The organism is Ruegeria sp. CDSC052 (assembly GCF_059610685.1).
Window position 1 is genome coordinate 1 of sequence record NZ_JBXWOB010000001.1, and the last position, 14,163, is coordinate 14,163.

Here is a 14,163-nt window from a genome sequence, read left to right on the forward strand (position 1 = left end):
TGGTAGCCCGTAGGGGAATCGAACCCCTCTTTCCAGGTTGAAAACCTGGCGTCCTAACCGATAGACGAACGGGCCACGCTAGCTTGTGGGGGGCCTTTTACGGTTTCACTCTGACCCCCGCAAGCCGAAAAACGCAGGGTTGTGAAAGTTTTTTGGCGGTGGCGAATGCGGCCTTAGATCGCCTCGGCGGCATCTTCCAATCTGAGTTGTACAGTTTGCCGTCCACCCCATGTGTTCACCTCAAGTCGTCCGGCGAAATGAAAGCGTGCGCCGCCGTGATTGGTCAGCCGTTCCCCCATTGGTCCGTCAAAGGCGCCAAACGCAATGGCATCCAACCCGGCACCCACCCCATCCGACAGCGACAGCTTCAGATGGGAGTCGCCGACCCGCTTGGCAAAGCGCACTTGTAAGTCCGGAAAGGCATACCGCGGAGCCGGAGCACTGGCGCCGAAAGGCCCTGCTTTTTCAATCTGTTCAATCAGATCGACAGTGGCCGCGCCGGGCATAAGTGTGCCTTCCAGTTTCAGGTCAGCAGGGCCGGTTTGACCTGCCCCTTGTTTTGCCAGCAATTCGCTGAGCCGTTCCATCGCCGGTTCCAGCTGATCACGCATGACCGTCAGGCCAGCCGCCATCTTGTGGCCGCCGCCCTTGACCAGCAGACCTTCCGCCGCCAGCCGCTGAATCGAGGCACCCAGATCGACACCGGTCACTGATCGGCCCGATCCTTTGCCCTCATCCCCGTCCAGACCGATGACGATGGCCGGGCGGTTGGCGGTTTCTTTGAGGCGCGACGCGACGATGCCGACAACGCCCGGATGCCAGCCTTCCCCGGCCGCCCAGACCAAGGGCGCATCAAGGCCCCGTTCTTCGGCCTGTTCCATGGCGGCTGCCCGAACCGCATTTTCAATATCGCGCCGCTCGGTGTTCAACTCGTCCAGCCGCTGCGACAGAGCCTCTGCTTCATGGGTTGAATCGGTGCTGAGCAGCCGGGCACCCAGATCGGCCTGGCCGATCCGGCCCCCTGCGTTGACGCGCGGGCCCAGCATGAACCCCAGATGATAGCTGTTGGGCGCGGAATCCATCCGCGCCACATCCGACAGCGCCACCAACCCCGGTCTTTGTCGTTGCGCCATGACCTTCAGCCCCTGACGCACAAGCGCGCGGTTTGCACCGATCAAAGGAGCCACATCCGCCACCGTGGCCAGCGCCACAAGGTCTAGCATTGCAATCAGGTCAGGCCCTTTTGCACCCGCTTCGCGCAGTTGCCGTCCGGCCTCGACCAGCATCAGGAACACGACGGCGGCGGCACAAAAATAGCCAAGATCGCCGCTTTCGTCCTGTCTGTTCGGGTTCACCACGGCCACGCAATCGGGCAAAGTTTCGCCACCAAGGTGGTGGTCCAGGACGATGACATCGGCCCCCTTTGCGGCGGCGATGGGTTCATGGCTGAGGGTTCCGCAATCGACGCAGATAATCAGATCATGCGCGGCGGCCAGTTCCTGCATCGCCGGGACGTTGGGGCCATAGCCCTCATCAATCCGGTCAGGCACATAGAGCGTCGCCTGCAGGCCCATCTGACGCAACCACGTGAGTAGCAGAGCAGCCGAACTGCCTCCGTCGACGTCATAATCGGCAAAGATCGCAATGCGCTGCTTTAGACGGACCGCAGTCAGAAAACGGGTTGCAGCGGTTTCCATGTCTTTCATCGCGCGCGGATCGGGCAACAGCTCTTTCAGTTTGGGTTCTAGAAATCCCGGAGCTTCCATTGCCGGAACACCGCGCCGGGCCAGAACCTGACAGACGGCCCGGGGCAATCCGGCTTGTTGTACCAGCACCTCGGTCGCGCGCTCTACATCCGCCGAGGGGCCGACCCAGCGACGTGCTGACAGTGAATGTTCAACCCCAAGAAAGCTCATGTCCTGCCCCTGATGTGCCAAGGCCGGACCCTCGCGGACCCGGCCTTATCATTTCTATGGATAGCCCTGCACGATGGTCAGGCGCAAGAACTTAGCCGTCGCTATGCGACCACGTCGGCGTGCGGTAGGACATGCGTCGAACCGACCCGGTTTTCGACCGCATCAACAGGGTGGTGGTTTCAACCCAACCCGGCTCGCGCTTGATGCGCGGCAGCAAAGAGCCGCCGGTGACGCCGGTTGCGGCAAAGATCACATCGGCGGTTACCATCTCATCGCGCGAATAGATGCGGTCCAGATCGGTGATGCCCGCTTTGGCGGCGCGGCCGCGTTCGTCATCATTGCGGAACAGCAGGCGGCCAAAGATCTGCCCGCCCATGCATTTCAGCGCTGCAGCGGCCAGAACACCTTCGGGGGCGCCGCCTTGGCCCATATACATGTCGATCCCGGTGACTTCGCTTTCGGCGCAGTGCATGACGCCAGCAACATCACCATCGGTGATCAGGCGGATAGATGCACCGGTTTCGCGAACTTCGGCAATCATTGCCTCATGCCGAGGGCGTTCCAGGATGCAGACGGTAATGTCGGCAGGCTCGCAATCCTTGGCCTTGGCCAGCGCTTCCACACGTTCGCGCGGGCTCATGTCCAGGCTGACAACGCCTTCAGGGAAACCCGGGCCAACGGCCAGTTTGTCCATATAAACGTCCGGTGCATGCAGCATTGATCCGCGCGGGCCCATTGCTATCACAGTTAACGCGTTGGGCATGTCCTTGGCGGTCAGCGTGGTGCCTTCCAGAGGGTCCAACGCGATGTCGACGCCGGGACCATTGCCGGACCCGACCTCCTCACCAATATACAGCATCGGTGCCTCGTCGCGCTCGCCTTCACCGATGACAACGACACCGGCGATATCCAGAAGGTTCAGCTGTTCGCGCATGGCATTCACAGCGGCCTGGTCAGCGGCCTTTTCATCACCCCGTCCAACCAGCGAAGCCGAAGCAAGCGCAGCCTGTTCCGCAACCCGCGCCAGGCCCAGAGACAACAGGCGGTCATTGAAATCAATCTTGGCAGCACTCATTTTCACTATCCTCAGGTCAGTATCGGCGTCTTGTCCGGCATAGCCTGCGTATCGTGCAGGCCGCAAGGGTCAAACCTCTTCAATCCGCAAAGCAACCGGTGTGCCCGAAACAACATCGGTCTCGTGCAGGCCCAGCAAGGCGACATCCAGCGTGGCACGGGTGGTTTTGTGGGTAACTATCAGAACCGGCGCGGTGCTTTCCGCATGGGCGTATTGGCGCATGCGATCAATCGAGACCCCGGCATCGCCCAGGATGGCCGCAACTTTGGCCAAGGCGCCGGGTTTGTCCAGCAGACCCAGACGAAGATAATAGGGGGCAGGGCGACCAGTCAGCGCTGGCACTGCGTCCTGCAAAGAACTGGCAGGGCGGCCGAAGGTCGGAATCTGAAGCCCACGTGCCAGATCGCAGACATCGCCCATCACCGCGCTGGCCGTTGGACCCTCGCCAGCTCCGGGGCCACGCAGAACAACCTGCTCGACCGCGTCGCCTTCGATCACCACCATATTGGTGCCGCCTTCAAGCTGGCCCAGGGGCGAGTCACTGGGCACCAAACACGGCTGCATCCGCTGTTCAAGCCCCCGTGCCGTGCGCTGAGCCACGCCCAACAGTTTGATCCGGTATCCCATGTCATGGGCCTGGTCGATGTCATCCAGACTGATCTGCTGAATGCCTTCGATCTCGATCCCGTCGAAATTCGGTTTGGTGCCGAATGCGATCGAGGCGAGCAGCGCCAGTTTATGCGCGGCGTCTATCCCGCCCACATCCAGATTTGGATCGGCTTCAAGGTAACCCAGCTGTGCGCATTCGTCGAACAGGGCGTTATATCCCTGCCGCTGCGATTGCATCCGGGTCAGGATATAGTTGCATGTGCCATTCATCACCCCCATGACGCGGGTGATTTCGTTGCCCGCAAGTCCTTCGGTCAGGGATTTGATCACTGGAATGCCGCCAGCCACGGCCGCTTCGAAGCGGATCACACGGCCCGCGGCTTCGGCCATTTCGGCCAGTTCCTGACCGTGAATGGCCAACAGGGCCTTGTTGGCGGTGACGACATCCTTACCACTGGCTAGCGCCGCTTCGACCGAGGCTTTGGCAGGCCCGTTTTCCCCGCCCATCAGTTCAACAAAAACATCAATATCGTCGCGCTGTGCCAATGCGACAGGGTCAGTTTCCCAGACATAATCCGACAGGTTCACACCGCGATCCTTGCCAGCATCACGCGCGGAAACCGCTGTGATCTGGATGGGACGACCCGTTCGTGCCTGCAGCAGGTCGGCATGGCGGCGCACGATCCTGACGACACCCACACCAACAGTTCCCAAGCCCGCAATTCCAAGCCGCAGCGCCTGTGTCATCCTGTGGGTTCCTTTCCGCTCGATAATCCTAATCTGGGGTGTTTCCCCGTTCCCGCTGCCTTAGCGGGTTCGGCGCCGAGGCGCAATCCGCGACACCCATGCCGGGCGACAGAAAACCTGAGGATTAATTGGTCTGAGCGTTTTGCAATGCCGTTGCCTTTTTCTTCAACGCCTTGCTGCGGTCGGTCAGTTCACTTTCGACCTCTGCCGCTTCGTACAGCGGGTCAACAGGCACAGCGAAAACATCTGCCAGTGGGGTTAATTTGGGGTAGGGGGCCGATTGCACATTAGGCCCTTCGCGGTCTTTCAGCTCGGGAAAATTGGTGCATCCCAGGCAGAGCAAAACTAGGGGCAGAAGAAGAAGGGGCTTCATGATGAAACCTTATTGTGGCAACTGGCATCGGTGATGCACTTTTTGTCCGGTCGTTTCAAGCGGGCTTCTATCTGAACATCTGTTCAGATATGGTGGATACATGGCACGTACACAAGGCTCACATTCGGACATTACCGGCCCGCGTATCCGGCAGGCGGCGCTTGGGCTTTTCGCGCGCCATGGGTATGCTGCTGTTTCCATGCGGAAAATTGCGGCCGAGGTTGGGGTGCAGGCCGGGGCATTGTACAATTACACCCCGGATAAGCAGAGCCTTCTGTTCCGTTTGATGCGCGACCATATGCAGGATTTGTTGTCCGCCTATGGCGAACAAAAGCAAACTGGCGATCCGCAGGATGCTTTGCGTCGGTTTGTCGGATTTCACATCCGGTTCCACCTGCAGCGCCCTGACGAGGTATTCATCGCCTATATGGAACTTCGGAACCTCACACCCGAAAACTTCGCCGAAATAGAGGATCTGCGCCGCAAGTATGAAGACGGGCTTGAGGCCATTTTGCGCGAAGGTCAGCGGGCGGGTATCTTTGCGGTCGCGGATACGAAGATTGCGACATTGGCGGTCATCGCCATGCTGAACGGCGTCATGACGTGGTATCGCGCCGGTGGGCGGCTTTCGCTGGACGAGGTTGAAGCCGTCTATTGGGACATGGTCCGAAAGGCGATGACTGCTTAAGGGGCAGTCAATGTGCCGGCCGAATAAACGTCCCGTTGCGCAATTCGCGAAAAGCCTGTTCCAGCTCGGTCCGGGTGTTCATGACGATGGGGCCGTGCCACGCGACCGGCTCATTGATCGGTGCGCCGGAAATCAGCAGGAACCGGACACCCTCCGGACCTGCCTGAACGGTCACTTCGTCACCACTCCCAAACCGAACCAGTGTTCGGTCTCCCGACATGTCACGAATGTTCACCTCTTGGCCGCCAACTTCTTTTTCCAAAAGGACCCCCGCAGGCCGCGAGGCATCAGCAAAGGCGCCCGCGCCTTCGAATACATATGCAAATGCGCGACGGTAGGTGTCTATGGGGAAGGTCTTCTTCACACCTGCCGGAATTTGGATGTCCAGATACTGAGGGTCGGCGGCGATGCCGTCGACTGGGCCTGTCTTGCCCCAAAACGTCCCCACGATCACACGGACAACGGTTCCGTCATCGTCCGTGATTTCAGGGATCTCTTTGCGCGGCACGTCCTGATATCGCGGTGTTGTCATCTTTTGGGCCGCGGGTAGATTGCCCCACAGCTGAAACCCGTGCATTTGCCCGGTTTGGCTTCCCTTGGGCATTTCCTGATGCAGGATTCCGGACCCTGCCGTCATCCACTGCACATCACCCGCGCCAAGTGTTCCGTTATTGCCAAGTGAATCCGAATGCTCAACCGAGCCGGACAGGACATAGGTGATTGTCTCGATCCCGCGATGCGGATGCCATGGAAATCCAGCCTGATAGTCCTGCGGGCGTTCATTGCGAAAGTCGTCTAACAGCAGAAAAGGATCCAGGTCCGACGGATCCTGAAAGCCGAAAGCGCGGTGCAGTTTAACGCCTGCCCCCTCCATCGTCGGTATAGCCTTTCGGGTTTCCAAAGTCGGTCTGAGGGACATTGCTGCGCTCCTGTTGCTATGGGGAAGATGTACCGCACTGCCATGGCGGGTCAATTTGCGCTGAAACACGCAACCTGTGCGAAATTCAGCAGGTGCGTTCGCCTCTGTTGTTTGGCTGGGAAAGTGGCTAAACCCAACTGCAAAGTGGGAGAGCAGCAAATGCAACAAGAAGTTCTGGCCGTGGTCAAAGCCTCATCACCCAGGCGGTGGATGGGTGTTGGAATGTTGTCGACCGTGGGCTTTCTGGTTGTTTTCGTCGCGCTTGCCGCGCCGCCGGAGCCATCCTGGCAGGTATTCCTGTTTGTGGTAGGCGCGGCGTCCTTCTGGCTGGCCTATCGCATGTGGCAGGCAACCTCGGATTGGATCGAGCTGACTGAGACCGAGCTGAGAACCGGGGCAGGGCAGCCGATCGCCGCAATAGAAGACATTGAAACCGTCGAAAGAGGCGCGTTTGCCTTCAAGCCGTCGAATGGCTTTCTGGTAACAACCCGGCAATCAGGTGCAAATAGATGGGCGCCGGGGCTGTGGTGGCGCCTGGGACGCCGCGTTGGCATCGGCGGCATGACGTCCGCCGCCGAAACCAAATTCATGTCAGAAATATTGTCTGTGATGGTGGCGGAGCGCGGCTAGGTCAGACCTTCGGCGCCACCTCGTTATTCGAAGGTGGGGTGGAAGGCACTAAGAGGCCAACCTTGTCCTAATTCGTTGCGCTTTCCGCACTCGCACCGGAATCCCCTGTGCCTGGGTCCTCGATTTCACCGATCTCGCCAGACCCGTCGGGATTTTCCTCAATTTCAACAACGCCCGACACATTTGCCGCAACCTCATTGGTAAAGCGTGGGCGTGTAAAGACGAAATTTTCAAAGACGTGGTCGCCTTTGAGGAAATCCACCCCATAAATCGAGTCAAAGACCGGAATGTAAGCATTCGCCGTTTCAACAATGATCAGTGTGTCCTGGTTGGGCATAGGCGGCAGGTTATCACGCATGCGGTCAATATTGTCGTCGGTCCAGATGCTGTCGTACCCGCGCGCGGTTGACCATCTGACGTAATGACGATCATCTTCTTCGTCGAACACAACCAGCGACACGCGCAGATTCATCTGTGATCGGTTGTTGACCATCGCCACCAGCAGCGAATGCAATGAGGTGATATATGTGTCCGTGATCGTGCCGGTCTCGCGAGAGATCAAATCGCCAACCGTATATGCCGCTTTAAGGTTAGATGCGCTTTGGCGGAAGCCGTCGAAATACGTGAAGGCGCCTGTGATCGTCCACACCAGCATCGGAAAGACAAGCAAAGCCTCAACCGTGAGTACCCCACTCTCGTCTTTCGTCTTGGATTTCAGAAGATTCCGGAGCTTTGAAATGAAAAACATAGGCTTACAGAGGCTCCTGTACGAAGGCAGTCGTCGCGGTAAGTTCGATCTGGCCTGATTCATCCGACAAAATACGCCCCATCGCCGATGTAGGGAAAATCGGATCGACCTTTGCGCAGGCCCGAAGGATCATCAACTCGTTCGAAAGGCCATTTTCGAAAGCGCGAACTGGGTTCACTTCTTCAGAATTGTCAGTGCAATCCGGGACAGGCGGAAGGTTCAACCCGACAAACGCGCTTTGTTGCAGCATCTCCAGCTGCAAGTTGGTGGTACAGCGTTTGATCACTACGACGCGATCACAGATCGTACTTTTTATCTGATCATGCGTTGGGTTGGTGCCCGTGCCGAGGCGAATGTCGCGAACTGTCTGGTCCACAGCCCGCTCTAACATCGCCTGCTGCAAGGTGACCACCGAATATTCCATCGCACTCAGGATGAAGAACATGAATGCCGGGAAGATGATCACAAACTCGACGGTGACCGCCCCATCTTCCCTGCGTCTCAGGCTTCGCAGCTTTGAAACAAGGGCTCCGATCATTGGGTCAACCGCAGTTTTCTGATCGACGACGCGATAGAAGCAAATGCGTCTTCCAGGTCCAGACCGTTCACATTGTATACATGGCTGTCCGAGCTGGCACAGTCCTTGATGGTTTTGTACCCGGCTCTGGGTGCTTCGAAGGCGATGCCATAGACAATGACGCCCTCATCTTTGGCTGCGTCACAGATATGCTTGGTGCGCTGGTTCTTGGCCGAAGTTTCAACTTTGGCATACGCTTTCGAGTACCACTCGGCCCATGCACTTGACTGCCAGTAATAGTTATATCTTGCATTCCAGGCCAAAGACACACGGTTGAAGAGTTCTGGATAGGTCAGGCGAACAGCCGTACCCAATTCTTCGTTGGCTGGTGTCTCTGGATCAGGATTGCCGAACGGATGGTCCGCCCATGTGTTCTGCTGTGGCCAGAAAAAGTTAGGCCGACCCTGCGAATGGTAGACTGTGTATTCGGAGGCCTCAGCATTGTACCAGACATCCGACAAGCCCTCCCGAAGGGACGGGTTCAGCATATACTGGTCCGTGTTCTGACCGTCGGTCATTACGATTACAATTTTCAAGATGTCCGAGTTATAGTCTGACGGGCGGGTCCGGAAGTGATTTGGAACGATGTTGTCGTCAGCCAGGTCGCTCACAATGCCACGAACGCTTGGGTCCAGGAAGGCCACGCCCCATTTCATGCCGACATCTATCGAGGTGTTCCCGGTTGCAGTCAACGCCTTGATCTGTTTGGTCAATGCCTCCAGATTATCGGTAACAGGCGTAATCGCACTGCCATCGCGGACCGGGCAAACCGGTGTTCTGATCGAGCCTTCGGAATAGGTGAAGGGGTCAAAATGCGCGGTGCGTTCCAGCCTGTCATCACGCTCTAGGTCCGCGTCGCTATACTGTTCAGGGATAAAGTTCACACAATGGGAGTAGTTGTGCTCTGCTGTAACGTTGGTGAATTTGCTCAGGATGGGTTCACCCGCGTTGACCTGAGTTGCGTAAGGCACGATCGAGATCGAAATGCCCGTGCGGTTAGGATCATCTGAATCCAGCATCAGCGTGACAAATTCTGTGGCCGCATCCTGCAGAAGCGCAATTTTGCTCTTCCCGCCAGAACTCGAATAGTTGTTCATTGAGCCTGAGATGTCGAGAACCAGCGAAATTTCAACAGCTCCAATGCTTTCGACGGCCGTGCTGGCCGCGTTAGCGGTCAAGCTGTTGACGCCAGAGAAATGCATAAAGTGGGTTTTGATGGTCGCCTCGGCGGTGGCTGATACTTTACGTGATCCAAAGCCTTCTTCCACCACGACAGAAGTGATTTTGCCGCCCAGCCCGGCCTTCTCGAAATAGGCATCGACAATTTCGCGTGCGGGCTTTTTCTGATCAAGGTCAGCGGCCGCAAGAACGGCGCGGTCCAATGTTGATTGCAGATTGGCGCGGTCGCGCTCAAAATTCATTAGGTCAACGCCAGCTCCGGTCGAAGCGAAGATCACCAGGAAACCCAACAATACAAAGATTGTGAATGTACCGTCTTCGCTTTTTGCGAACCGGCGCGCGCTTAGCGCGGATTTAGCGCCGCTTTTGCTTTCGCGTAGAAACTTGGGCATTTTCATCTTGCAGACCTCGCTGAGCAGACATCCAAAGCTGCTAAGGAAAAGTTAACGTATGGAAATTAACTGCGAAACGTGGCGGGAATTGGGCGAAAAGGGCCCAGTTTTGGCTGGTTTGAGGGAAATTGAGGGATAATTCCGGACCGTTGCGCGGGGCTGTATTCGATGCGTGAACAATTCGGCGGATAATGTCTGGGTTTGGCGACTCAGCCAGAGTTCGAATATTTCCCCGTAACTTGAGATTTTATTTCTGCTTAAACATTGATCGTTTAGCAAAGGGGTGCGACAAAACGTCAGAACGCAAGTCGTTCGCCGGCACGGAGGTTTAAATGACGGCCACAAAAGAACCCAGCTTTCGAGAGAGTGTAGATCTAATGTTTAACAGGGCAGCGTCCCTGATGGATCTGCCTCCGGGCCTTGAAGAAAAGATAAGGGTCTGCAACGCCACCTACACTGTACGCTTCGGCGTCCGGCTGCGCGGTGACATACACACATTCACCGGATATCGATCGGTGCATTCCGAGCATATGGAGCCGGTGAAAGGCGGTATCCGCTTTGCCTTGGCGGTCAACCAGGACGAAGTCGAAGCGCTTGCGGCGCTGATGACCTATAAATGTGCTCTGGTCGAAACGCCGTTTGGCGGATCAAAGGGTGGGTTGTGTATCGACCCACGCCAATACGAAGAGCATGAGCTTGAACAGATCACCCGCCGGTTCGCCTATGAGTTGGCCAAGCGCGACCTGATCAATCCGTCACAGAACGTGCCAGCCCCGGATATGGGGACGGGTGAGCGTGAAATGGCGTGGATGGCGGACCAATACGCCCGGATGAATACAACTGATATCAACGCGCGCGCCTGCGTGACAGGCAAGCCGCTGAATGCTGGCGGTATTGCCGGACGGGTCGAGGCCACGGGCCGCGGCATTCAATATGCGCTGCGCGAGTTTTTCCGCCATCCTGAGGACATTCAAAAGGCAGGGCTGTCGGGCAAGTTGGACGGCAAGCGCATTATTGTTCAGGGTCTGGGAAATGTGGGCTACCACGCTGCCAAGTTCCTGAGCGAGGAAGACGGCTCTCGTATCGTGGGCATCATTGAATGGGACGGAGCGCTGTATAATCCGGACGGGATTGACGTCGAGTCGGTTCGCCAATGGATTGTCAAGCATGGCGGCGTCAGCGATTATCCCGACGCCACCCATTCCGCCGAGGGAGGGGCCGTGCTAGAAGAAGAGTGCGACATCCTGATCCCGGCGGCGCTGGAAGGTGTGATCAACCTTGATAATGCCGATCGCATCAAGGCCCCGTTGATCATCGAAGCTGCAAACGGCCCAGTGACAGCTGGTGCAGACGAAGTTCTGCGAGATAGGGGCGTCGTGATCATTCCTGATATGTACGCAAATGCTGGCGGTGTGACCGTTTCGTATTTCGAATGGGTTAAGAACCTAAGCCATATCCGGTTTGGCCGCATGCAGCGTCGCCAGGAAGAGTCGCGGCACGAGCTGATCGTCAGTGAGCTGGAACGGCTGGACCGCTATCTGGGCGATGCCTGGTCCATGTCTCCGAACTTCAAGGCGAAATACCTGAAAGGTGCGGATGAGCTTGAGCTGGTTCGTTCGGGGCTCGATGACACCATGCGGATTGCTTACCAGTCGATGCGTGAAGTCTGGCACAGTCGCGACGATGTCGAGGATCTGAGGACCGCGGCCTACATCGTAGCCATTGACCGTGTCTCGAAAAGCTACCGCGCTAAGGGGCTTTGACAATACTCTCTGCGGGCGGTTGGCATCTGATCCCTCGCCCGCAGGACCAAGGCGCAACAGGGCTGCGCAAGATGCAATTCGACGATGGCGCGCATCCGCGCCCGGCAGTAGACTTCAGCGACGAGAACGAATCCCGGAGACCACCATGTTGCGTATTGCCGTCGCGGCTATTTTACTGGCCACACCTCTGGCTGCTCAGGAAACAAAAGAACAAAGCTGTCAGCATCAGGCGGATGTCGTGGCGGCGATCCAGCAGGCGCGACTTGACCGCGTGAAAGAGCGCGACGTGCCGCAAGCCGTGGCCGATACAGGTCCGACCTGGCCCGCGAACTATAATGCCGCGATCCCGCTGATCACCCCTTGGGTCTATGAGCAGAAGATGCGCGATGTGCGCAAAAAGGATCTCGGCGCCACGTGGATGGAGCTGTGCCTGCAGCAGTAATCCAAAACCTTGCGATTTCTTTGCGGACAAACGCGCGCCTTCCCCTTGGCGCGCGTTGCCGTTTCTGTCAGGTTTAACCCATGTCATTACCACCCGGTTTTCTGGATGAGTTGCGCACCCGGCTGAGCTTGTCTCAGGTCGTCGGGCGCAAAGTCATGTGGGACGAGCGCAAGTCCAATCAGGGCAAGGGCGACATGTGGGCTCCGTGCCCGTTCCATCACGAGAAGACAGCATCGTTCCACGTCGATGACCAAAAGGGTTTCTATTACTGCTTTGGCTGCCATGCCAAAGGGGATGCGATCAGCTTCGTGAAAGAGACCGAGAATGTCTCGTTCATCGAAGCGGTCGAAATTCTCGCGCGTGAAGCCGGAATGCCGATGCCAGAACGTGACCCCAAGGCGCAAGAGAAACAGGATCGTCGCACGCAACTGGCCGAGGTGATGGAACAGGCGGTGCAGTTCTTTCGGTTGCAACTGAAAACAGGGGCAGGTGGGGAGGCGCGCGATTATCTGGCGCGGCGCGGCTTGAAAGTGCAGGCGCTGGATCGGTGGGAAATCGGCTTTGCTCCCGACGGTTGGCAGGCGCTTTGGGATCACCTACGCGGCAAGAACGTGGCCGAAGATCTGATCCTTGGTGCGGGTCTGGCGAAACCCTCGAACAAAGGTAAAAAGCCCTATGACACGTTTCGGAACCGGATCATGTATCCGATCCGGGATCCGCGCGGGCGTTGCATTGCGTTCGGTGGCCGGGCGATGGACCCCAATGACAATGCGAAATATCTGAACTCGCCCGAAACTGAACTGTTCGACAAGGGGCGCAGCCTCTATAACCAAGGCCCCGCGCGGCAGGCTGCCGGCAAAGGGCAGCCATTGATCGTGGCCGAAGGATATATGGATGTGATCGCGCTTGCCGAGGCCGGTTTTGGCGCATCGGTGGCCCCATTGGGCACCGCAATCACCGAGCATCAGTTGCAACTGCTGTGGCGTATCTCGGACGAGCCGATCATTGCGCTGGATGGCGACACGGCGGGTTTGCGTGCTGCGATGCGGGCGGTCGATCTGGCCCTGCCGCTGCTTGAGGCAGGAAAGTCCTTGCGCTTTGCGCTGATGCCCGAGGGCAAAGACCCTGACGACCTATTGCGGGCGGAAGGACCGGCAGCCGTGCAGGCGGTGTTGGAAGGGGCAATGCCGATGGTCAGGCTGCTCTGGCAGCGCGAAACCGAAGGCAAGGTGTTCGACAGCCCCGAACGCAAAGCAGCTTTGGACAAGGTCTTGCGCGACAAGATCAAGCTGATCCGTGACGCGTCGATCCGGTCGCATTACGGGCAAGAGATCAAAGACCTGCGCTGGCAGCTGTTTCGCCCTCAAAAGCAGCCACAAAACCGCACCTGGCAAACACGCGGGAAATGGAAGCCCCAGCCGCAACCGGCCACACCGGGCGCGCGGGCGTCATTCCTGGTATCATCCGACAATGCCGATATCCAGATGCGCGAAGCCGCCATTCTGGCCATCGCCGCATTGAACCCCCAAGTCGTGGTGCAGTTTGAACACCAACTGGAAGAAATGGAGTGCCGTGACCAAGATCACGCTGGCCTGCGCGATGCCATTCTGCGGCACGCGATAGATGATCCTGAGAACCTCAAACAACATATTGCGGAAACTTTGGGACATCACGCCCTTGAAAACCTGCTGGCCCTTCGCCATGTCGCAGTGATCCCCTGCGTGAATAAACCGGGCGACGTTGAAAAGGCCGAAATGACATTGGCTGAGGAACTCGCCAAAATCAAAGCTCTCAGGGGTCTGGACGCAGAGATTGCCGAAGCCGCAGAGGAGCTGTCTGATCTGGACGATGAAGCGTTGACCTATCGCTTGGCGCAAGCCGCCGAAGAGCGCAACAGAACAAGCCGAAGCCAGAATGAAGACAGGGCCGTTTTCGACATCGCTGACAATGGTGCGCGAATCAACCGCGACGAGAAGGATGCGTTTAAGGCAATCATGTCAGGTATCAATTTCGAGCGAAAACGCCGGTAATGTGGTGTTTTCGTAAGGCACTGGAAAAGAAAAACAGGTAAACGGGTGGCCGAATCACTTCAACGCGCTAATGAT

At 57.6% G+C, this 14,163-nt stretch carries 13 protein-coding genes and 1 tRNA gene; 5 read left to right on the forward strand and 9 right to left on the reverse strand.

Going from position 1 to position 14,163, the window contains the following annotated elements; genetic code table 11:
- From AC2FIM_RS00005 to AC2FIM_RS00025, 5 genes are all read right to left on the reverse strand, one after another.
- Positions 1-75, reverse strand: a tRNA-Glu gene (locus AC2FIM_RS00005).
- 98 nt (positions 76-173) lie between these two features.
- Entirely contained in the window at positions 174-1,916 is a 1,743-nt protein-coding gene (gene recJ / locus AC2FIM_RS00010; RefSeq protein WP_142634686.1) for a single-stranded-DNA-specific exonuclease RecJ, read from the reverse strand.
- A 91-nt stretch (positions 1,917-2,007) separates the two neighbouring features.
- On the reverse strand, positions 2,008-2,991 hold the full coding sequence (gene glpX / locus AC2FIM_RS00015; protein ID WP_271946243.1) for a class II fructose-bisphosphatase: 984 nt from the start codon (positions 2,989-2,991) through the stop codon (positions 2,008-2,010).
- A gap of 69 nt (positions 2,992-3,060) precedes the next feature.
- Positions 3,061-4,347 (reverse strand): homoserine dehydrogenase, encoded by a 1,287-nt coding sequence (locus AC2FIM_RS00020; RefSeq protein WP_271946246.1) that lies wholly within the window; start codon positions 4,345-4,347, stop codon positions 3,061-3,063.
- A 124-nt stretch (positions 4,348-4,471) separates the two neighbouring features.
- Positions 4,472-4,720, reverse strand: coding sequence for a hypothetical protein (locus AC2FIM_RS00025; protein WP_142634680.1), 249 nt, complete (start codon positions 4,718-4,720; stop codon positions 4,472-4,474).
- 100 nt (positions 4,721-4,820) lie between these two features.
- On the opposite strand from AC2FIM_RS00025, the gene AC2FIM_RS00030 reads away from it, so the two are divergent.
- Entirely contained in the window at positions 4,821-5,408 is a 588-nt protein-coding gene (locus tag AC2FIM_RS00030; protein WP_271946250.1) for a TetR/AcrR family transcriptional regulator, read from the forward strand.
- 7 nt (positions 5,409-5,415) lie between these two features.
- Here AC2FIM_RS00030 and AC2FIM_RS00035 read toward each other — a convergent pair whose 3' ends face one another.
- Positions 5,416-6,327, reverse strand: a complete 912-nt coding sequence (locus AC2FIM_RS00035) for a pirin family protein (RefSeq protein WP_496678254.1) — start codon at positions 6,325-6,327, stop codon at positions 5,416-5,418.
- 159 nt (positions 6,328-6,486) lie between these two features.
- Between AC2FIM_RS00035 and AC2FIM_RS00040 the strand changes: the two genes are divergently transcribed.
- Positions 6,487-6,957, forward strand: coding sequence for a hypothetical protein (locus AC2FIM_RS00040; protein ID WP_142634674.1), 471 nt, complete (start codon positions 6,487-6,489; stop codon positions 6,955-6,957).
- A gap of 67 nt (positions 6,958-7,024) precedes the next feature.
- Here the strand turns inward: AC2FIM_RS00040 and AC2FIM_RS00045 are convergent, their stop codons facing one another.
- The 3 genes from AC2FIM_RS00045 to AC2FIM_RS00055 are packed head-to-tail and all read right to left on the reverse strand — an operon-like array spanning position 7,025 to position 9,853.
- On the reverse strand, positions 7,025-7,705 hold the full coding sequence (locus tag AC2FIM_RS00045) for a hypothetical protein (protein ID WP_142634671.1): 681 nt from the start codon (positions 7,703-7,705) through the stop codon (positions 7,025-7,027).
- Between the two features lie 4 nt (positions 7,706-7,709).
- Positions 7,710-8,243 (reverse strand): TadE/TadG family type IV pilus assembly protein, encoded by a 534-nt coding sequence (locus AC2FIM_RS00050; RefSeq protein WP_142634669.1) that lies wholly within the window; start codon positions 8,241-8,243, stop codon positions 7,710-7,712.
- Entirely contained in the window at positions 8,240-9,853 is a 1,614-nt protein-coding gene (locus AC2FIM_RS00055) for a TadE/TadG family type IV pilus assembly protein (protein ID WP_496678251.1), read from the reverse strand. Before AC2FIM_RS00055 ends, AC2FIM_RS00050 begins: the two co-directional genes overlap by 4 nt.
- Positions 9,854-10,185: 332 nt before the next feature.
- On the opposite strand from AC2FIM_RS00055, the gene AC2FIM_RS00060 reads away from it, so the two are divergent.
- The 3 genes from AC2FIM_RS00060 (at position 10,186) to dnaG (ending at position 14,088) form a co-directional block, all read left to right on the forward strand.
- A complete protein-coding gene (locus AC2FIM_RS00060) occupies positions 10,186-11,616 on the forward strand; it encodes a Glu/Leu/Phe/Val family dehydrogenase (protein ID WP_142634665.1) in 1,431 nt (476 codons plus the stop codon).
- A gap of 145 nt (positions 11,617-11,761) precedes the next feature.
- Positions 11,762-12,058, forward strand: coding sequence for a hypothetical protein (locus AC2FIM_RS00065; protein ID WP_142634663.1), 297 nt, complete (start codon positions 11,762-11,764; stop codon positions 12,056-12,058).
- Between the two features lie 80 nt (positions 12,059-12,138).
- Positions 12,139-14,088, forward strand: a complete 1,950-nt coding sequence (gene dnaG / locus AC2FIM_RS00070) for a DNA primase (protein ID WP_496678247.1) — start codon at positions 12,139-12,141, stop codon at positions 14,086-14,088.
- Positions 14,089-14,163 lie beyond the last annotated feature (75 nt).

Bases quoted from the DNA above. Each gene is read 5' to 3' on its own strand.
- glpX (WP_271946243.1), bottom strand. From the start codon at position 2,991: ATGAGTGCTGCCAAGATTGATTTCAATGACCGCCTGTTGTCTCTGGGC.
- AC2FIM_RS00065 (WP_142634663.1), top strand. From the start codon at position 11,762: ATGTTGCGTATTGCCGTCGCGGCTATTTTACTGGCCACACCTCTGGCT.
- dnaG (WP_496678247.1), top strand. From the start codon at position 12,139: ATGTCATTACCACCCGGTTTTCTGGATGAGTTGCGCACCCGGCTGAGC.
- AC2FIM_RS00060 (WP_142634665.1), top strand. From the start codon at position 10,186: ATGACGGCCACAAAAGAACCCAGCTTTCGAGAGAGTGTAGATCTAATG.
- AC2FIM_RS00055 (WP_496678251.1), bottom strand. From the start codon at position 9,853: ATGCCCAAGTTTCTACGCGAAAGCAAAAGCGGCGCTAAATCCGCGCTA.
- recJ (WP_142634686.1), bottom strand. From the start codon at position 1,916: ATGAGCTTTCTTGGGGTTGAACATTCACTGTCAGCACGTCGCTGGGTC.
- AC2FIM_RS00025 (WP_142634680.1), bottom strand. From the start codon at position 4,720: ATGAAGCCCCTTCTTCTTCTGCCCCTAGTTTTGCTCTGCCTGGGATGC.
- AC2FIM_RS00040 (WP_142634674.1), top strand. From the start codon at position 6,487: ATGCAACAAGAAGTTCTGGCCGTGGTCAAAGCCTCATCACCCAGGCGG.
- AC2FIM_RS00035 (WP_496678254.1), bottom strand. From the start codon at position 6,327: ATGTCCCTCAGACCGACTTTGGAAACCCGAAAGGCTATACCGACGATG.
- AC2FIM_RS00030 (WP_271946250.1), top strand. From the start codon at position 4,821: ATGGCACGTACACAAGGCTCACATTCGGACATTACCGGCCCGCGTATC.
- AC2FIM_RS00045 (WP_142634671.1), bottom strand. From the start codon at position 7,705: ATGTTTTTCATTTCAAAGCTCCGGAATCTTCTGAAATCCAAGACGAAA.
- AC2FIM_RS00050 (WP_142634669.1), bottom strand. From the start codon at position 8,243: ATGATCGGAGCCCTTGTTTCAAAGCTGCGAAGCCTGAGACGCAGGGAA.
- AC2FIM_RS00020 (WP_271946246.1), bottom strand. From the start codon at position 4,347: ATGACACAGGCGCTGCGGCTTGGAATTGCGGGCTTGGGAACTGTTGGT.